At 56.5% G+C, this 19349-nt stretch carries 19 protein-coding genes; 10 read left to right on the top strand and 9 right to left on the bottom strand.

Annotated elements, in window-relative coordinates:
- Positions 1-16 precede the first annotated feature (16 nt).
- The 4 genes from ACR0L4_RS13965 to ACR0L4_RS13950 form a co-directional block, all read right to left on the bottom strand.
- The gene (locus ACR0L4_RS13965) at positions 17-586 is read right to left on the bottom strand and encodes a carboxymuconolactone decarboxylase family protein (protein ID WP_170686479.1); all 570 of its coding nucleotides are present in this window, start codon (positions 584-586) and stop codon (positions 17-19) included.
- Positions 587-723: 137 nt separating this feature from the next.
- Positions 724-1209 carry a YHS domain-containing (seleno)protein gene (locus ACR0L4_RS13960; RefSeq protein WP_170686480.1) on the bottom strand — a complete coding sequence of 162 codons (486 nt, stop codon included), beginning with the start codon at positions 1207-1209 and terminating at the stop codon, positions 724-726.
- 48 nt (positions 1210-1257) lie between these two features.
- Positions 1258-2124: a cysteine hydrolase family protein gene (locus ACR0L4_RS13955; RefSeq protein ID WP_170686481.1), complete on the bottom strand. Its 867-nt coding sequence runs from the start codon at positions 2122-2124 to the stop codon at positions 1258-1260.
- A 161-nt stretch (positions 2125-2285) separates the two neighbouring features.
- Positions 2286-3263 (bottom strand): AraC family transcriptional regulator, encoded by a 978-nt coding sequence (locus ACR0L4_RS13950; RefSeq protein ID WP_425085863.1) that lies wholly within the window; start codon positions 3261-3263, stop codon positions 2286-2288.
- 227 nt (positions 3264-3490) lie between these two features.
- On the opposite strand from ACR0L4_RS13950, the gene ACR0L4_RS13945 reads away from it, so the two are divergent.
- Positions 3491-4363: a bile acid:sodium symporter family protein gene (locus ACR0L4_RS13945; RefSeq protein WP_170686483.1), complete on the top strand. Its 873-nt coding sequence runs from the start codon at positions 3491-3493 to the stop codon at positions 4361-4363.
- 672 nt (positions 4364-5035) lie between these two features.
- On the opposite strand, the gene ACR0L4_RS13940 is transcribed toward ACR0L4_RS13945, so the two are convergent.
- From ACR0L4_RS13940 to ACR0L4_RS13925, 4 genes are read right to left on the bottom strand one after another with little or no spacing between them, the layout of a single operon-like run.
- Positions 5036-5638, bottom strand: a complete 603-nt coding sequence (locus tag ACR0L4_RS13940) for an amino acid synthesis family protein (RefSeq protein ID WP_010443804.1) — start codon at positions 5636-5638, stop codon at positions 5036-5038.
- 13 nt (positions 5639-5651) lie between these two features.
- Positions 5652-7760 carry a CoA transferase gene (locus tag ACR0L4_RS13935; protein ID WP_170686484.1) on the bottom strand — a complete coding sequence of 703 codons (2109 nt, stop codon included), beginning with the start codon at positions 7758-7760 and terminating at the stop codon, positions 5652-5654.
- On the bottom strand, positions 7757-8524 hold the full coding sequence (locus ACR0L4_RS13930; RefSeq protein WP_480513637.1) for an alpha/beta fold hydrolase: 768 nt from the start codon (positions 8522-8524) through the stop codon (positions 7757-7759). The genes ACR0L4_RS13935 and ACR0L4_RS13930 overlap by 4 nt, the downstream gene beginning before the upstream one ends.
- A gap of 32 nt (positions 8525-8556) precedes the next feature.
- Positions 8557-8958, bottom strand: coding sequence for a RidA family protein (locus ACR0L4_RS13925; RefSeq protein ID WP_170418304.1), 402 nt, complete (start codon positions 8956-8958; stop codon positions 8557-8559).
- A gap of 143 nt (positions 8959-9101) precedes the next feature.
- On the opposite strand from ACR0L4_RS13925, the gene ACR0L4_RS13920 reads away from it, so the two are divergent.
- The 4 genes from ACR0L4_RS13920 to ACR0L4_RS13905 are packed head-to-tail and all read left to right on the top strand — an operon-like array spanning position 9102 to position 13390.
- Positions 9102-10583 carry an aldehyde dehydrogenase gene (locus ACR0L4_RS13920; RefSeq protein WP_170568169.1) on the top strand — a complete coding sequence of 494 codons (1482 nt, stop codon included), beginning with the start codon at positions 9102-9104 and terminating at the stop codon, positions 10581-10583.
- Between the two features lie 11 nt (positions 10584-10594).
- Positions 10595-11635 (top strand): LLM class flavin-dependent oxidoreductase, encoded by a 1041-nt coding sequence (locus ACR0L4_RS13915; protein ID WP_170686486.1) that lies wholly within the window; start codon positions 10595-10597, stop codon positions 11633-11635.
- Between the two features lie 4 nt (positions 11636-11639).
- On the top strand, positions 11640-12443 hold the full coding sequence (locus tag ACR0L4_RS13910; RefSeq protein ID WP_170686487.1) for a carnitinyl-CoA dehydratase: 804 nt from the start codon (positions 11640-11642) through the stop codon (positions 12441-12443).
- Entirely contained in the window at positions 12443-13390 is a 948-nt protein-coding gene (locus ACR0L4_RS13905) for a 3-hydroxyacyl-CoA dehydrogenase NAD-binding domain-containing protein (protein WP_170686488.1), read from the top strand. The genes ACR0L4_RS13910 and ACR0L4_RS13905 overlap by 1 nt, the downstream gene beginning before the upstream one ends.
- On the opposite strand, the gene ACR0L4_RS13900 is transcribed toward ACR0L4_RS13905, so the two are convergent.
- Positions 13372-14442: a GlxA family transcriptional regulator gene (locus ACR0L4_RS13900; RefSeq protein WP_170686489.1), complete on the bottom strand. Its 1071-nt coding sequence runs from the start codon at positions 14440-14442 to the stop codon at positions 13372-13374. The genes ACR0L4_RS13905 and ACR0L4_RS13900 overlap by 19 nt on opposite strands.
- Before the next feature lie 120 nt (positions 14443-14562).
- Here ACR0L4_RS13900 and ACR0L4_RS13895 point away from each other — a divergent pair, with 120 nt between their 5' ends.
- The 5 genes from ACR0L4_RS13895 to ACR0L4_RS13875 all read left to right on the top strand — a co-directional run bounded on the left by ACR0L4_RS13895 (position 14563) and on the right by ACR0L4_RS13875 (position 19338).
- Positions 14563-15453: a beta-keto acid cleavage family enzyme gene (locus ACR0L4_RS13895; protein ID WP_170667835.1), complete on the top strand. Its 891-nt coding sequence runs from the start codon at positions 14563-14565 to the stop codon at positions 15451-15453.
- On the top strand, positions 15446-16447 hold the full coding sequence (locus tag ACR0L4_RS13890; protein ID WP_170667834.1) for an ABC transporter ATP-binding protein: 1002 nt from the start codon (positions 15446-15448) through the stop codon (positions 16445-16447). Before ACR0L4_RS13895 ends, ACR0L4_RS13890 begins: the two co-directional genes overlap by 8 nt.
- Before the next feature lie 76 nt (positions 16448-16523).
- Positions 16524-17630, top strand: coding sequence for an extracellular solute-binding protein (locus ACR0L4_RS13885; RefSeq protein ID WP_170667833.1), 1107 nt, complete (start codon positions 16524-16526; stop codon positions 17628-17630).
- Between the two features lie 65 nt (positions 17631-17695).
- Positions 17696-18544 (top strand): ABC transporter permease, encoded by an 849-nt coding sequence (locus ACR0L4_RS13880; RefSeq protein WP_170667832.1) that lies wholly within the window; start codon positions 17696-17698, stop codon positions 18542-18544.
- Complete coding sequence (locus ACR0L4_RS13875; protein WP_170568163.1) at positions 18541-19338, top strand: ABC transporter permease; 798 nt, start codon at positions 18541-18543, stop codon at positions 19336-19338. The genes ACR0L4_RS13880 and ACR0L4_RS13875 overlap by 4 nt, the downstream gene beginning before the upstream one ends.
- Positions 19339-19349: the final 11 nt, after the last annotated feature.

Below are 19349 nucleotides of genomic sequence, written 5' to 3'. Positions count from 1 at the left end.
ATGGGCGGGCGTCGCGCTATTCAGCCACTGCCGCGACCGAGGCGATCCATGCATTTGGCACAAAGGCATCATCCAACGCGGTGTCCGCCACATGGTTCGTATAGTTCGACAGGGTTTTCAACGCTGTGCCGAGGATGACTTCCAGCATAGATTGGCGTGTGTAACCAGCCGTCAGAAACGCCTCGACCTGTGCGTCGCTGGGCCAGCCTCGGCTTTCGTTGATCACGATGGCGAATTTGCGCAGTGCTTCCAATTTGGGGTCGGCGATAGGGCTGCCATCGCGTAACGCTGCGATCACGTCTTCGGGGACACCGGCCATCTGTGAAAGAGTGGTATGGGCGGCCATGCAGTACTTGCACCCGTTCAACCGGTTGTTAGTCATAAGGATGATCTGGCGCTCAGTCTCTGACAGGCTGGTCTTTCCAAAGATGTTGGAAAGTGTCGTATAGCCTTCCAAAATTGCGGGCGCTTCGGCCATGGCCGCATAAAGGTTGGGCACAAAACCATATCCTTTCAGCGATGCTTCCAGAATTGGTTTCGCGGCATCAGGGGCTGAGGCGATTGTATATGTCTCAAAATCAGTCATGTCTGGGTTCCTTTGGGAAGAGTTTTCGACGCACGCGAATTGTCATTGCGGACAGGGCGTCTTGGAGAAATGCCGGCCTTTTGGGGAGGGGAGAGGCAGCGGTGGCTCCGACCGGCAAAAGCCACCAAATTCCTCGATCAAAGGCTGCCGACAGGCGTGTGGTGGATGTCTGCCCACTTGGCATGGGCGCCTTGGATCACGGTCTCTTTGTCCTCAAGGTACTTCTTGAAGATGTCTTCATTCACAAAGAGATAGAGCTTGCCGTCGACGATATCGGCATACCGAACATCGCCATCAAGCTTCTTGCCGACATAGACGCCAAAGGCGCAGAAGCCGCCGAATTGAGGCAGATGTGCCGTCGGATCCGCTTCGAACGTGGCTTGCGCTGCCTGTGATGCAAAATAGTAGTCCACACCATCATGAGCCGACGTGTAAGCGGCGTTGCCCATCTCGGGTTTCTCAGCTTCAAACATCGACACAGGATCGACGCCGTGCATACCAAGGGGGTGTCCGGTCAAAGTAAGACTGTTCGAAACGTTGTATTCATCATCGGCCAATGCCGCCGCCGCCAGGGCGAGAGTCAACACTGTTGTAAGTGCGGGAAATGTAAAGATGCGTGTCATGATATGTTCTTTCAGGATGTCAGGATCAAATTTGAAGATCGATTTGGGTCAGGCCGATTGGCCAATGCGCTCAACCGCGTCGTCGGTCCACCAGACGCCGTTGGCGACCATTCGGAAGTTGATGATGGCTGCGAGATACCCGTCACCTTCAGGCACCTTGGCCCCGGCCGTGGCATCGCGAACGACAGCAACTTCGTAGCCAAGCTCCAGCAGCTCGTAGAGATGCGCCTGCGTACACAGGTTCGCCGACATCCCCGCAAGGATCACCTTGTCGATCTTGCGTTTACGCAATTGCAAGTTCAGGTCATTCTGAGCTGGGCTATAAACCTTGTGGGGCGAACAAATGACAGTTTCGCCATCCTCAATGTACTTTTTGTATTGCGGCATCCAGTCGGCACCTGAGCCCTCGAAATTGTCCAGGTTGAGCGGCCCGAGGCGGTCAAACATGCCGATGCTGTGCATCGTGGCCTCCAGAGTGCCCTCGAACTCCCACTTGTGGTCATGCGGGTAATAATAGTGGGGCGAGATGAAGACCGGCATTCCGACTGCCTTGGCGGCGATGAAAAGCCGTTCGATATTGTCGACGGTGCCCTGTTCGGTCACGCTTTCGCCAACGACGCCCCATGTCACACCGTCCTCTGACAGAAAATCAATTTGGGGATCGGTCACCACAAGCGCGGTACGCCCCGGTTCGATGGTCATGTCGATTTGGGGAAGGCCTGGATTTTCCGGGTCAGCGTAGTAGGCACGGGCCTCATCGGTCGCCGCAATTGCCTGCCCGCTAGCCACTAGTGTTGTACCCGCCGCGGCCGCCCCGGCGGCTTGCGTCAGAAGACGGCGACGCGCCATATCAACGCGCTCGGGCGTGACGTCGCAGCCGCAGCCGGCTTCATGTTTGTGGTCATGATTGCTCATTGCAAATTTCCTTTGTCTGAGAGGGGCAAAGCGGTCTGCCTTACTCGGCAGCGCCCCAGGTTGATCTGACAAAAAGGAAATTAGGCACCACATTGGCCAATGTATTGGCAGGCCCTGCCAAGGTTTTGACCGAACCTGCCATGTGGTCTTGAGGTGTACGCCTAGTCGGAGGTCGCTTGCTGTCGGAAACGAGCGGGAGCCTGTCCGACCCAACGCTTGAAGGCGCGGCTGAACGTGCTCTGTTCCGAAAACCCGGTCATAAAGGCGATCTCGGCTATGGAAGCCTTACCGTCACGGAGCAGGTCACGAGCAAGTGCAACTTGCGCCTGACCAAGAACGTCGCGATAGGTCAGCCCTTCCTCGGCCAACCTGCGGTAAAGCGTGCGCTCGCTCATTCCCATCTCTTGTGCGACATGCGCTGCTTGCGGCGCGCCGTTACTCAGGGCCGGTGTAAGCCGGTGGACAATTGCTTGGCTCAGTGAGGTGTCGTCATCGCGAGAGTTGAACTCCTCATCCAGGTGCTTCGTCATGAAATCTGACAAGCCCGGATCGCCAAGGCGATTTTCGCTTTCCAGCATAGCAGGGCGCATAGCAATGGCGTTGTGGGCGCTCCCAAATCGAACCGGGCACCCGAAATATTCGGCGTAACGCTCTGGTTCTTGTCTGCATGGATGCTGAAACGTGACATATGCGAGCGACAACCCATCACCCACAAACCGATGCATGTTCCTCGCAAAGGCCGCAAGCGCGCATTCGTTGCGCAGCTCCAAGGCAGCGCGATGTGATGTTTGTCCCTCAAAAATCCAAAGGACCGGATCGCCGGTTTCATCAAGTCTGTAAACTGCGGTGTCCGTTACGAGACGAAAATAACGCTCGATCCGTTGCAAAGATTGCCGCAAGGTTGGAGCTGTCTTTACGGCTAGGCCAAGGACGCCGAGATCATCGGTCGCAATCGCGTTCGCATAGGCCTCAACCAACGCGGCCTCGTCCGCTTGTTGCGCACGAATCCAATCGATCAGATCGAAATACGCATCATCCGCCAATTGGCCGTCTTGAGCTTCTGGTAGACGCAGCACGACAGCGCCATTCGAAATCAGGGCGCCATCGTCGTTTAGCGTCATCCCGGCGGCGTTGGCCATCGCGCGGGCGAATGCGTAAGTTACACTTGCCATACAGTGAGATTAGCACTGGAAAGCTCTTTCACGCCAGATCGTCCAACCCTGTGATAGGTATAATAAATAGAGACAGCCTCGATCTTCGGGCGCTTGAGGATAAATGCGCCAAACTGATAACACTCGTCATCAGGTTTTCTGAACGGTATCGTCCGAAAGCGTGCGGAAGCATGCAGCCATAGAGGTCATGGTAGATGGGCGAAGTTTTCATATCTGTGCTGCTGCCGCTCGCAGTTGTTGTTATCATGTTCTGCCTTGGCCTCGGACTCACAGCGGCTGACTTTCAACGCATCGGACGACGTCCACGGGCCTTTTGCGTCGGCGCTCTCAACCAGATCATTTTGCTGCCTTGCATCGCTTTGATGGTGACTTTTATCTTTGGGATTTCCGCTGAGGCAGCCGTTGGCATCATGATTTTAGCGGCCTGTCCGGGCGGGGCGATCAGTAACATCGTAACCAAGCTTTCGAATTGGGATGTCGCTTTGTCCGTTACTCTTACAGCAGTCTTCAGTCTGACTTGTGTCGTTACCGTACCGCTTATCCTGGGGTTTTCGATGCAGATGTTCATGGGGGCAACTGCGCCCGCTATCGACATTTCGTCGACGGCGTTGGCAATGTTTTTTTTAACAGCTTCACCGATCCTAGTCGGGGTGATGGCGCGGTCATTGGCGCCGCGAATTGCAGCCGCTGTAGAACCAATCTTTAGCAAGGTTTCCATGCTACTTTTTGCGGTAGTCATCGGAGGCGCGATCATTTCAAACTGGGTGGTGGTCGCGGATAACTACCTTAGGCTTGGACCCGCGCTTTTTGTTGTAGCTGCGTCACTCACATTTATTGGCATAATGAGTTCAGGGATGCTCGGATGCACAGACATCGAGGCGAAGACGATTTCAATTGAGACCGGTGTTCAAAACGGAGCTTTGGGGATCGCAATTGCCACCTTGCTGTTGCCTAACACCAATGGGTTAAGCGAATATGCCATCCCATCCGCAATTTATAGCGTGGTCTGGATTGTAACAATACTGCCTGCCTTCGCTTTCCTTGCGCGAAGAAGCCCAATTTCATGATCCTGACGCCTATTTTCTAGCTCTGGTTATGGGCTGGGCCAAGCCCCTTTGTTTCCATGCCAGAGCGCCGTCTGGTCAAAGAGCGATCAAGGAGCTCCAAAGCCCGTTGTGGAACGGCCGCTTTGGCGATTTTCCCTGTTGAAGGGAAAAGCCTTTGCTGCCAGTTCGGAGGATCCTGCGTCAGCGGCAGTGTAAAATCCAAAGCCGCCGTCAAGGAAGACGATACTTCGGGTTCAATAGGGATTTTTGAAATGGGGCTGGCAGGCGGCAAACCAGCCAATGGCGAAGTTGGTGTACAGCGCGAGTGGTTTTGGAAGGGCGATGGTTCGATTACGCGCAAGCGGCCAGGTCACGGAAAGCTCCCATTGGCCAGACGACATGGGCGAAGGACCCGAGAATGCGGGCATTAACCTGAACGACAATAATGGTTAGCGTTTTCGTCTCAGTTATGCCCTCGCCAATGAAAGTTCCGGCCATGTTATGGAGCGCAAGAGCTGCTTCTTCCTTGCGCATCCGAAGTTACGTGTTTTTTGGCAGAGGTCAGCACTTTTGGTAGGCGACCCGCCATCGGATGTTCAGGGTATGAGCCGAATTTACCGGGCTGGCGAGGTTCTGTGGGAAAGGTCGTTTGCCTCAAGCCAATTACCTGATACGCACCATCATCGTAACAAACTAGACCCCAGCCGGGTTCTCCACATCCCTTCCCAAGGCAGCGAGGTCTGAGTATCGGTCGCCGATCCGGTGGTGCGGGCGACCACGGGTTGACGCCCCCAGTGCTACCACCAGTTCGTCCACATCCGGTGCATCATAGATTGAAAACTGGACGGTCAGGTAGTGAGACCGCCGCCCGGTATCATGTTTGTCCATCAGCGGGATCTGAATTTGGGTGTTCGCGGGCCCTCGCGTGTTTGTGAAACCGAGATAGCTTTTTGCACCCACTGCCTCACGATAATAATTTCCGTACTGCAGGGTGTGAATAAGCGCGGAGGCATGTTCAATCTCACAACTTGTCCCGGCGATACAGGCTTTTCCGTAGGCTTCTATCGCATCGCCTGACCCCGCCAGAGCGATCAGTCTGTTGGTGAGCATCTCTCCCAGAACTGGCGCCATGCGCTGAATCTCTGGTGAAAGATCATCGACAAAGCCACGTCCTGCCCAAGGGTTTCTGACCACCGCTGCCACGCCGATCATGCGCAACACGGGTTCCGAAGGTCGGCCTCCTTCTGTGTGAATATCCTCATCAAAGGTGACTACCTTGCGCAATTCGGGGATCATATTGCTTCTCCTGTCAAACGTGATAGCTGTGGTGCCCGGTCGGTGTGTGTACGACGCCTTCGACTTCAGTTCCGTGGTAGAAACCAAATGTACCGTGGCTGTTTTCCTTTGCGTAACGGCGCAACATCGAATTTTCAGCCCCGTCGCGTACGCGTTCCAGCGGCAAGTCGCCGAGACCAAAGTATTGCATGCCGTCAGGGGGCTGCCCATGAACGCTTCCGTGGTAGATGATCCGCTGCGTCCCACTTTTGGATATTCGATAAACCGCATAAGGATGCGCCAACTCTACAATCAAATCTCGGTTTGACAGATCAGTGATCAGCCCATCTGCAGAATTGTTATTTGCAGGAGCAACCGGCACTGAAATGTGCCCGCTTTTGTCAACGGAGAGTAGGACCCGATCTTCGTTGGCCAGTACCGCTCCGACGGTCACACCACCTGCAGTGGCGGCCTCTGTCAGGGCACTGTTGAGCCCCAAATCGAAATAGGCACCGCGAAAGTAGCCCAGCGGATGTCCCTCGCGCGTTTCGAAATCCTCCACGCGGCCGATCAGGATCAGATGGTCACCAGCATCGACCAAACGGTGTCGGGCACAGCTGAACCGGGCGAGCGCACCGTCTATCGTGGGCATGTTCCGCGCGTCAGGTTGCCAGGCTGCAATGTCGAATTTTTTGGCTGATTGAGACGCGAAAAGGCCCGAGATTTCTTTTTGGTCGTCCGACAGGACGTTGACCGTGAAATGATCCGCCTGCAGGAAGGTTTCAAAGGACAAGGCCTGCTTACCGACACAAACCAGGAGTAGAGGTGGGTCGAGAGAAACGGAGGTAAATGAGTTCGCCGTGAACCCGCGCGGGGTCCCGTCCGGCTGCCGGGTAGTTACCACTGTCACACCGGTGGCAAAGCGCCCGAAGGCGTCGCGCAGCGCCTTCCCGGCTAAGGGTTCCGTCGACTCCGGTGGGGTCAATCCTTCCAGAATGCTATTGTGCTCACCTAGCGCAGGAGGGGTCGTCAGTGCACCTTGGCGGTGTCGACCGAACCGCAACGGGTTTGCTGCCACGATCCAAGGTTCATGCCCCGCATCCGGATGCGGGACCTTCGCCAGCATGCCGCGACTGGCTACATGAGGGTCGGCCGCGATGTCCGAGATATTGTTCATCGGGCCGAACGGGACCTGGCCACCCAGTGTTGCCGTCAATTGCTCCTTAGTCCGTTGTCGGGTCCAATCGCGTACGATTTTGTTGACTTCGGAAGCATGGTTGGCCCGGGCCGCCCTTGTGGAGAAGCGGTCATCTTGTCCAAGTGACGGTTGCCCCATCAGCCGTGTCAAAAGCTGCCAAAACGCGTCATCGACAATACCAAGCGCGATGTGGCCATCGGCTGCAGGGTAAAGGCCAAACGGGGAAAGGAATGGATGCCCGTTGCCTTCCGGTCCGGGCACCTCTCCTGTCACGTTATGCAAGTAAACCATTCTTTCGCAGAGCGAGATCATGGCATCATACATGGCCACATCCACAAACTGCCCTTTGCCCGTCGCTTCGGCCTCGCGCAGGGCGGTCATGATACCGAAAGCCATCATCATGCCGGTGAATATGTCACCCACCCCAGGTCCGGTCTTGGTGGGTGTGTCAGCATTCGGTCCGGTGACGGACATCAGACCGCCCATGGCCTGCGCAACCACATCGTACGAAGGCCAGTTGGCATAGGGGCTTTGGCCTGTGCGCGGGTCGCCAAAGCCACGGATCGCGGCATAGACGAGCCGGGGGTTGTCGGCAGCAAGGCTTTCATAAGACAGGCCAAGGCGATCCATTACGCCCGGGCGGAAATTCTCGACGATGACATCCGCCGTTGCCGCAAGTTCTCGAAAAGTCGCGCAGCCCTCGGACGATTTCAGATCAAGCTGCACGCTTTTCTTGCCGCGGTTCAGGCTTACAAAGTAGCCGGCCCAGGCATGATCCGGATCGTCTTGACGGAACGGTCCGTTGTCGCGGCTGGTGTCGCCATGTTTGCCTTCGATCTTGATCACCTCGGCCCCGTGATCCGCCAGATGCATTGTACAATAGGGACCTGAAAGCATCCGGCTCAAATCCAACACACGCAGGCCTTTGAGGATTTTGGTGCTCATGGCTTCAGATCCAGATTGTTGAGAAAGCTGCAGAGTGGCTTGTTCACTGCGTCCGGGTCTTCGGCAAGTGCCATATGCCGCAGTCCCGGGAGGATAAGTGCACTGCCCCCCGCAATCTCGCTTGCGATGGCATAGGCCATGTCAGGCCCGTTGCCGAAATCCTCATCACCGGTAATCACCAGCGCCGGGCAAGAAATCGGCGGGCTTGGCGCAACAATTTCGTCGATACCATCGGCCAGCACGCGATAGATAGTGTGGTAAATTGCTTTGTCATTGGCCATGACCCAGTCGCGTACCGTCTCCATCATACGAGGGTTGGACTGGCGGAACGCATCGGTGAACCACCGGTCCAGCGCAGCTTCGACCGTTGCCTTTGGTCCGTCCCACCGTGCCTGTTCCACCCGTTTCAAGATTGCCTCTTGTGCGGCGTCGGTCCGTTTGTGAGGGGAATGAAGGATCACCAGAGCTGAAACCCGTTGTGGCACATCCTGGGCAAACCGACGCGCGATCATGCCACCCAACGAGAACCCTGCGATAACCGCGCTTTGGATGGCGCAGTGGTCCAGCAAGCTCTCTAGCTGGCGTGAAAACATTGAAAGGCTGGGGCGTTCGGGTGGCGGGGCACTTTGCCCATGACCATATAGATCATAGGTGAGAACGCGAAAGCGATCAGACAGTGCAGGGATCGTCCATTGCCAGCAATCCTGGTTCAGGCCCAGCCCATGGATCATTACCACAACAGGCGCACCTTCTGGTCCTGTCATTTTTAAATGGGTTCCGTCTGGTGCTATGCCCATCAGGATTGGTCCTTGAGGGGGCGATAGGCTACGACTTCGACCTCAACGCGGGCATCCACCAGAAGATCGCTGACCACAGCCGACCGGGTTGGAGGCTCAACTGGAAAATAGTCGGCGTAGACGGCGTTAAATCCAGGGAAATCGTCGCGCTCCCGCAGCCAGACCATGGCCTTGATGACATCGTCGCGGGTGCAGCCTGCCTTGGCTAGTGTCTTGGTGATGTCGTCCAAAACTGCGCGGGTCTGCTCTTCGACGGTGCCATCGGTCATAGGCACGCCGTCTCGCATAGGAATTTGCCCTGTCAGAAAAACGAAATCACCTGCCCGAATGGCGCGGGACAGCGACAGAACCCGTCCGCCAATTTCCAGTGGACCTCCGATAACCTGCTTTTTGCTACCCATTTCCAAGCCTCCCTTTGGAACAGCCTGCACCCATGATCGGATGCGAGACCCGGATTTTTCGACAGACTGCGTCGTATTTTCATAACCCTGAGGCGCGAAAGCAGACATGAATAGGGAGGCAACAATCAGGGGGGAGGCACGCCATGGCTGATGTCAAAAACTATCAGATGCTGATTGATGGCGACTGGGTCGACGCTGCGGATGGCGGTACTTTTGACAGCGTCAACCCAGCCAATGGTGAGGTCTGGAGCCGTGTTCCAGAGGCAACTGAGGATGATATCAACCGCGCAGTCACCGCGGCGCACACTGCTTTTAGCAGCGGCCCCTGGGCGCGGATGACACCGACCGAGCGCGGCAAATGCCTGCGCAAGCTGGGCGATCTTCTGGCGGATCATTCCGAAGAGCTGGGACGAACTGAATCCATCGACACCGGCAAGATGCTCAAGGAAACGCGTTGGCAAGCCAAGTACATTGCCGAGTTTTTCCACTTTTTTGCTGGGTGTGCGGATAAGGTAAGCGGCGAGACACTGCCCATCGACAAACCTGACATGTTTGTCTTTACCAAGCGCGAACCTCTGGGCGTGGTTGCTGCCGTGGTGCCCTGGAATTCGCAATTGTTCCTTGTAGCGGTCAAGATCGGCCCGGCATTGGCTGCCGGGAATACGGTTGTTCTAAAAGCATCCGAACATGCCAGCGCGGCCATGCTGGAGTTTGGGCGACTTGTCGAAATGGCCGGTATCCCGCCTGGTGTGGTCAACATCGTAACGGGTCATGGTGAGCCCTGTGGACGGGCTTTGACCGGGCATCCACTGGTGGCGCGCGTCTCTTTTACCGGTGGCCCAAATGCCGCGCGCCATGTGCTGGAGAACGCAAAACGCAACTTTGCCGAGGTCTCATTGGAACTGGGCGGCAAGTCGCCCTTCATTGTTTTTGATGACGCCAATATCGAAAGTGCAGTCAATGCCTCGATTGCCGGTATCTTTGGCGCGACAGGGCAAAGCTGCGTCGCCGGATCGCGGCTCTACTTGCACGAGGACATCGCGGATGAGTTTCTCGACAGGATGGTGGCGCAGGCGCAGCAGATCCTCATTGGCGATCCACTGGCCGAGGAAACTCAGATGGGGCCGCTTTGCACCCCTGGACAGTTGGACCACATCCAACGCGAGGTTGCCTTCGCTCAGGAAGAGGGCGGCACAGTTCTGGTGGGGGGCAAGCAGCCGGAAGGCAAAGCAGGGCTATATTTCGAGCCAACCATCATCGACTGCCCACGGCAGGATCTGCGTATCGTCGATACAGAGCTTTTCGGCCCTGTACTTTGCGTCCAGCGTTTTAAGACCGAATCTGAGGTGCTGGAACTGGCCAACGATACCGAACATGGGCTGGCGGCGGGCATCTTTACCACCGACGGCGCGCGATCCTTGCGCATGGCAAATGCGGTGCGTGCCGGCATCGTCTGGGTGAACACCTACCGTGTTGTGTCGCCGATAGCGGAGTTTGGTGGCGTTAAAGGATCAGGCTATGGCCGCGAAAGCGGGTTCCAGGCGATCTACGATTACACCCGGCCCAAGACGGTCTGGATGAACACATCGGATGAGCCGATGGCGAATCCGTTTGTAATGCGCTGAGGGAGGTGAGCATGAAATTCCAACTTGCCGTAAACATGGAGCGGATCGACAACAGTATTGATATGAAAGACGTCGCGCGCCACACATTGGAGATGGTGCAAATCGCCGAAGATGGCGGTTTCGATATCGTCTGGTCTGCCGAACATCACGCGCTGGAAATGACCATTGCCCCGAACCCGTTTCAATTGCTGACTTGGTGGTCGTCCGAGACCAGCCGGATCCGGCTTGGTACGGCAGTGGCCACTGCGGCCTACTGGCATCCGATCAATCTGGCGGGCGAGGCTGCCTTCACCGACCTGATCAGTGGAGGGCGGCTCGAGTTTGGCATTGGATCGGGGGCTTATCAGCGAGAGTTTGACCGCATGAAGCCGGGCCTCAAGCAATCCGACGCCTGGCGCTACATGCAAGAAATGCTACCGGCCGTACGCGCGCTTTGGCGCGGGGACTATGCGCATGACGGAGAGTTCTGGCAATTTCCGACCTCAACATCCGTTCCAAAACCGGTTCAGGACGAGGTGCCGGTCTGGGTCGCTGCGCGATCACCGATCACCTACGACTATGCCATGCGCGAGCGCTGCCACGTGAATTGCTGGCCGTTGACCAGACCCTTTGCCGAGGCGGAACAATACAAGCGCCAGCTGGACGAGGCCATCGCCAAGGCAGACAATGGATGGCACCCCCGCTTCGCTTTGATGCGGCACGCCTGTGTCTACGACAACGATTCCGATCGCGATCAAGCCCTCGCGGCCATTCGCCGACTGCTTTCTCAATTCGAGAACCTATTCCGAAACGCCGGTGATGTCGTGAACGGTTTCCCCGCCCCCCTGTCGCTTGATGAGATCAAAGGGCGCGAGCAATACGATCCGCTGATGCTAGAGGAAAACCTCATGTTCGGGAATCCGGACACCATCATCGCCAAGCTCAAGCGCTATGAGGCTTTGGGTGTGAACGAATTCATCTACTATGCCTCGATGGGGCTTGATCACGCGGCGCAGCAGCGATCCTTGCGCATGTTCTGCGACGAGGTCATGCCGGAATTCAAGGAGGGCTGAAGCCATGTCAGATGGAGTCAAGATAAGCCGCGACGGCCACGTTCTGGAAGTTATGCTAGAGCGGGGCAAGGTAAACGCGATTGACGTGCCCACCAGTCAGGCCTTGGCCGCGGCGTTTCAAGAGCTGCACGAGGACAAAGACTTGCGTTGCGCGATCCTGACCGGGGGCGGAGATCGGATTTTCTCGGCCGGGTGGGATTTGAAGGCCCTGAACGAGGGCGAAATGCAACTCGACAACTGGTGGGAGAGTGATGACTACGGGTTTGGCGGGTTCACGGGTCTGACCGAGAATTGGGCGCTCAACAAGCCGGTTATCGCGGCGATCAACGGTCTTGCCATCGGCGGTGGATTCGAGATGGCCATGGCCTGTGATCTGCTGATTGCGGCGGATCATGTGGAGTTTGGCCTGCCTGAAATGCCTTTGGGCATCGTTCCAGATGCGGGGGCACTACAACGCCTGCCTCGGAGAATACCGCACAATATCGCGATGGAGATGTTTCTATTGGGCCGTCGCATGACCGCCACCGAGGCAGCGCATTACGGGTTGGTCAACAAGGTGGTTCCAAAGGATCAATTGATGACAGCGGCCCGGGAATGGGCGGCCTCGATTGCCTGGTCAGCGCCTCTTGCAATGCAATCTGTCAAAGAAGTGCAGCGCGAGATCGAGTGCGTGCCGCTTGAACAGGCTTTTCACAAAATGCGAACCGATCCGATGCCGATCTACCGCAAGATGCTGAAATCTGATGACGCGGCCGAAGGTGTCGCGGCTTTTGTCGAAAAGCGTGAACCCAAATTCAAGGGTGAGTGATGTATCCTGATCCCTCCTCAATCACCCGCATCACGAGTATTGGCGCTGGTCCCATCGGCGGAGGTTGGACCGCGCATTTTCTTGCGCGTGGCTATGATGTGACCGCCTATTTGCATGACGCAAGTGAAACGGATGCTTTCCACGCGATCCTGCATACTGCTTGGAAAAGCTTGAGGGATTTGGGCCTTGCTGCTGGCGCGTCGCTTGACCGTTTGCGTATTGTTACTGATCTGGAGGCTGCACTGGACGGCGCCGAATTTGTGCAGGAAAGCGCGCCCGAGCGTCTTGAGATCAAGCAGGCACTTTATCAACGACTCGGGCTCATTTTGCCAACAGACGTCGTGATTGGCTCTTCCACGTCCGGCTTGATGATGACCGACATCCAAGCGACTTGCGCGACACCGGAACGCTGTGTGATCGGCCATCCCTTCAATCCACCCTATTTGCTACCACTGGTCGAAATCGTGGGCGGCGAACAGACATCACCAGAGGCGGTGGCTTGGGCCGGGAAATTCTACGAAATCGCGGGCAAGGCCCCGTTGATGATGAAAAAAGAGATCCCCGGCTTTGTCGCGACCCGACTGCAAGAAGCGCTGTGGCGAGAGGCCCTGCATATGGTCGCCAATGGAGAGGCAACGCCGGAAGACATCGACATTGCGCTCATGAACGGCCCGGCGCCTCGTATGGTCTCGCAGGGTCAGTGTATGGCTTTTCACGTGGCCTGTGGTGCCGGAGGCATGGCCACCAACCTGGATCAGTTCGGTCCGGCGCTTAAACTGCCTTGGACTCGGTTGGAGGCACCTGAGCTGACGAAGGAATTGCGCGATCGCATGGTCGATGGCTGCAACGCTGTCGCCGGCGACCGAGATTTCGAGGACCTGGCAGCCCAACGAGATCGCGAAATAGTTGCAGTGCTGAATGCTCTTCGTCAGTCCCGCGGGGGATAACCTTGAGCGGGCACGTTGTTCAGAATGGACAAGAAATCCGAGAGAGAGCCGGGCCAGCTGGGTGCCGGCTCGCTTTTCGGCCATGCCTCACGGTATTCGGATGGGCGCCGGCCGAAGAATTTACCGAATGAATAGGCAAAATGTGACAGTGTATTGAATCCTGATGCGGTGGCAATCTCGCGTACACTGAGGTCGGTCGAAATCAACAGTAGGCGAGCATTCTGCAATCGGCGCAATAAGCCGAATTGCACCACGGTACAGCCCACGTGTTTCTTGAATTGGCGTTCCAGTTGACGCTGAGAAACACCCAGAACATCAGCGATTTGGGGCACCTTGAGCGGCTCTTCTATGTTTTCTTCGATCAGGGTAATCGCTTCTCGGATCAACGGAAGCATGGTTTCCGTGCTCCGGCCCATGGTGCTGCGCTGGGGTGAGGCGGCGTCGCGAATGGGGTGATGCAGCATCTGGTCTGCAATCTCCCCCGAAAAGCCGCTGTCGCTGATGGATTCAATCAGCCTTAGCATCAGATCGACCCCGGCCAACCCGCCCGCGCACGTCATTACCTTGCCGTCAATAGTGAACAGACACTCATGGACATCGACCCGATCAAAGGATTCCCGGAACCCGCTTAACCAGGACCAGTGAATAGTTGCAGGTTTGCCGTCCAACAAGCCTGCCCGCGCGACGATGTAGCTGCCCAATTCAACACCGCAAATAGTTTCGCCTGCGCGTGCGCGTTTTCGCAACCAGGAAAGTAAAGTGGTGTTTTCGTAGTACTCAGTGCCCCAACTGCCCAATACAAACACAAAATCCGCCGGAGTGAGGCTGCTGCAATCAGTGTCAACTGCGGTCGTCATGCCATTGCTGGCAACAATCTCAGGACCGTCGAACGAGACGATGTCCCAGGAAAACATCGGTTCTGGCGCCAGGTAATTTGCGATCCGCATGGTTTCGATCATGGTGATCAGCGTGGTCAGGTTGAAGCGCGGGACAACGACAAATACGGCATGCCGTTTAGCCCGAGGCATATGCGTTGTGATGTCGACATGCATTGGTTTTACCAAGAAGCTTTAGGTCAGATTTTTCGCCATTCTAACCTAATCTGTGGCGGATAATCGACATCTTTATCCGTCAATCGCGCGGCAATCTAGGTAAAAAGGGGGGGCTCGGATATGACCTACGAAGTTGTGCTGACCTGCGCAGTTACCGGTGCGGGAGATACGACCGGCAAGAGCCCTCACGTGCCGGTGACCCCGAAAGAAATTGCTGATGCGGCAATCGAAGCCGCCAGGGCAGGGGCCTCTGCCGCGCATGTGCATGCGCGTGATCCTGAAACGGGGCAGGGCTCGCGCGATCCGGCGCTCTTCAAGGAAATCGTGGATCGAATACGCGAAAGCGATACGGATGTGGTCATCAATGTTACGGCAGGTATGGGGGGCGATTGGATTTCAGACCCGTCCAATCCCGCCATGCCCGGTCCGGGCACCGACATGATTGGACCAGAAGAACGGCTCGCCCATATCAAGGAATGCCTGCCTGAAATCTGCTCTCTCGATTGTGGCACGCTGAATTTTTCCGACACGGACATGATCTATATTTCCACGCCACCGACACTGCGTCGGATGGCGGCACTGGTTCAGGAATGGGGTGTGAAGCCCGAGCTTGAGGTCTTTGATCTCGGCCATATCCGATTTGCCAAGGCGATGGTGGAGGAGGGGCTGATTGATGCGCCGCCGATGTTCCAGTTGTGCCTTGGAATTCCATGGGGGGCCGATCAAACGGTGGAAACCATGGCGGCCATGAAGGCGCAACTGCCCGTAGGCGCCAGCTGGGCCAGTTTTGGGATTGGGCGGGGGCAGATGCCGATGGCAGCCGCAGCTGTCGCGCTTGGCGGGAATGTGCGTGTCGGTCTTGAGGACAACATCTACCTTGATCGCGGGGTTCTGGCGACAAACGGCCAGCTTGTCACCCGCGCCCGAGAGATCGTCGAACGGATGGGTGGGCGGATCCTGACACCGCAAGAGGCGCGCAACAAGCTGAACCTGAGGGGGGCGGATGGCTGATCCAACCCAAACCGGTAGCTTGCAAATTCGCAATGTCTCCAAGTTTTTTGGTCAGTTCCGTGCTGTCAACGACATCTGCCTGGATATCCGAAATGGAGAGTTCCTGACGCTGTTGGGCCCGTCGGGATCGGGCAAAACCACCTTGTTAATGATGATCGCCGGGTTTCTCGACATATCGAAAGGAGAGATTGCGCTGGACGGTGCGTCCATCTCGGATGTGCCCGCCGAAAAGCGCAATTTCGGCATGGTGTTTCAAGGATATGCTCTGTTTCCCCATATGACTGTTCGCGACAACGTAGGTTATGCGCTAAGCGTACGTAAACGCCCCGCCGACGAAATTCGGAACCGTGTCGACGAGATGCTGGAGCTGGTTCAGCTTCAGGAGTTTGCAGATCGCAAACCGGGGCAGTTGTCTGGTGGTCAGCAACAACGTGTGGCCCTTGCACGTGCCTTGTGTTTTGCGCCGCCTGTGCTGTTGCTGGACGAACCGCTGGGAGCGCTGGACAAAAAGCTGCGTGTCGAAGTGCAGGAGCAGCTCAAGGACATTCATCGCCGCGTTGGCACCACCTTCATCTATGTCACCCATGATCAGGAAGAGGCACTGTCGATGTCTGACCGCATCGTGATCATGCGCGACGGCGCGATCGAGCAGGTTGGCACGCCAAAAGAGCTGTACGAGCGCCCGATCAATCAGTTCACCGCCAGCTTTCTGGGGAAATCGAACTTCATTCATCAACAGGGGAAGGTCTTTGCCCTTCGCCCGGAAAAAATTGATCTGATGCTTGGCAACGAAAACACCGAGGCCCGGATGAGGGGCGCCATTCGCAGCATCACCTATTTCGGCTCGATGCAGAGGATCATCGTGGACACCGACGAGGGGGCCGAGATTGAGGTTGATATCGACGTCTGGCGCAACGCCTCCGATCTGGCAGAGGGGGTGAGGGTGGATTTGCTTTGGAAGGATACAGCAGCAGTGGAGCTACAAGCGGGCTAGGCACCCCAACACAGAACGCCCAGAAGCGTCATGACCGAAAGCCGAGTCAAATCTCGGATCAAATGGGAGGAAGAAAATGCACGATAAACAATTCAAAAAGGAAATGCTTGCCGAAAGCGCCCAGGCGTTCAAGGCTGGCCGCATGGACCGGCGCACGTTTCTGGCGCTTTGCGGTGCCTCGGGTGTTGCAATGAATGCGGTACTGGCGGGCGACGCCGAAGCGGCGGCAGACCATGTCGTGATGTGGAACTGGGGCGGCCAATCCGAAGAATGCCATGGCTCGGCCATCGGTGAGGCCTTTACCGCCAAAACCGGCAAAGGTTTGAAGTTTGATACCTCTGGTCCGCTGGAAGGCAAGATCAAGGAAATGGTCGACAGTGGCAATGTGACGGCCGATGTGGCGGATGCGGATTTGTTCAACGCCGTGTCACTTGGACCAACCGGGCATCTGGAGCCGATTGACTATTCCGTGGTGTCCAAGGAGAAAACGCTGCCCGGCTATGCGCTGGAATATGGGGTGTCGATCATCCTCTACGGGTATGCCTTTGTGTATGACACTGAAGCCTATGGCGATAATCCACCGCAAAACTGGGCCGATTTCTTTGATACCGAGAAATTCCCCGGGACCCGTGCGCTTTACAAATGGGCAAATGGGTCGCTCGAGGCCGCATTGATGGCCGATGGCGTCGCTGGCAGCGATCTCTACCCGCTTGACATGGAACGCGCTCTGAACAAAATCCAGTCGATCAAAGATGACAGCCTTTACTGGGGCTCTGGATCGGAAGTTCACTCGATGGTGGTCAACAACGAGGTCTCGATGGCGATCATCTGGCAGAACCGGGGTCGCAACATCGAAAACGACACTGACGGTCAATACAAGCTGGTGAACAATCAGGCGATGGCGATGCCGGGGGCGTATATCGTGCCTAAGGGCAACCCCGCTGGTGCCGCAGTCATGGATTTCATCGCCACGGCGCAGGATATACCAGCGCAGCTGGCGCTGTTGGATTGCCTTGGCATGACTCCGTCGAATCCCGAGGCCTTTGGCCAGATTCCCGAGGACCAACAGCCTTATGCGATCACCTCGGCCATGAACATCGACAAGATCGTTTACAACGATCCTGAATGGTGGGGTAAAAACGGCGGCGACGCGGTGAATGCCTTCCTCGAAGCGATCAGCTGATCGCTTTAGCTTATGGTCACCCGATCCTAAGGGTCGGGTTGCCAAACCCTTTCCGAAAGCTCTGGATGCAAGCCTTAAACCGTCATATCCACCCAGGATGGCTGATTATCGCGCCTTTGCTGCTGATGGTGGTCGCGCTCTATCTCGGGCCGATCCTGAATATTCTTTGGCTGAGCGTAACAGACCCCGAGCCTGGGTTTGGCAACTATGCCAAACTGGCGGAAGGTGATGCGTTGATCCGCATTGTCTGGACCACGGTACGAATCTGCATCATCACGACGGTCTTCAGCGTCATTTTCGGCTATTCCATCGCCTATGCGATGGTGCATTGCCACCAGCGTCAGAAGACTTACATGCTGACCCTGCTATTGGTGTCGTTCTGGATCTCCATCCTCGTACGCACCTTCGCCTGGCTCATGTTGCTGGGACGCAAGGGGCTGGTCAATGTCACATTGGAAGACATCGGCCTGGTTGCTGAACCCATCGCCTTCATGCGCAATGAGTTGGGCGTTCTGATTGGAATGGTGCATTACATGATCCCCTATGCGGTGTTGCCATTGCTGGTCTCGATGCAATCCATTGATCAGAGGGTGATGGACGCCTCGCGCAACCTGGGGGCCAGCGGAAGCCAGACCTTCTGGCGGGTCTACCTGCCGATGACCATGCCGGGGCTTGTGGCTTCGACCCTGTTGGTTTTCATCCTCAGCCTCGGGTTTTATGTCACACCGGCCGTATTGGGCGGCGGCAAGGTGCTGATGGTGGCGGAATACATCTCGGTTCAGCTACTGGTGACCTTGAAGTGGGGCACAGCGGCGATGCTGGCGGCCATCATGTTGTTCGGCGTTCTGGCGATGCTTTGGATCATGTCGCGGTTCATGAAGCTGAGCACGGTGTTCGGGGGGGCAGCGCGATGAAGCCGGGCCTGTTCTCATTTTTCAACCGCGTGGGGGCCTGGGTGCTGCTGTTGTTTCTGGTCACACCGGCCTTGATCGCCATCCCTGTTTCACTGACGCCAAAACGCTTTTTGTCCATGCCGCAGGGTGAGTATTCGCTGCGCCATTTCCAAAAGCTGTTCACCAGCGAAGAATGGCTTTCGAGCTTTTTCCAAAGTGGTGTTATTGCCGTGTCCTGTTCTGCGCTTGCGACGCTATTGGGCACGCTTTGCGCGATCGGGCTGTGGCGGGTTTCGTCGCGTTTCAGCGAACTGGTGCGCGCTTTTCTGTTGCTGCCATTGATCATACCGCAGATTATTTCCGCCATGGCGTTTTATCGGTTGTGGATACCTCTGGGTCTCCTGGACAGCTACGCCGGTTTGATCCTTGCGCATACAATACTGGCGGCCCCCATGGTGCTGATCACGGTCAGCGCGTCCTTGGCAACGTTTGATCCTAAGCTTGAACAAGCCTCCAAGAACCTCGGGGCCTCTAACTGGACCACCATGCGCCGGGTGATCCTGCCTTCGATCAGGCCGGGGGTTTTTGCCGGGGCGCTTTTTGCCTTTATCCTCAGCTGGGATGAAATCGTGGTGACCTTGTTCATCTCGAAATACAGCGTCTACACGCTGCCGCGCCGCATGTGGAACGGCATCCGTGAAAACACCGATCCGACAGTGGCTGCCGCTGCCGTGATCCTGATTGCCATCACCCTGATTGCCTTTGCCGTCTCTGCGGTACTGTCGCGGCGAAACGCACGGGCTCAGGCAGAATGAATGAGGCTGCC

Source organism: Ruegeria sp. AB5 (assembly GCF_056542645.1).
This window is presented reverse-complemented; position numbering and strand designations above follow the sequence as displayed.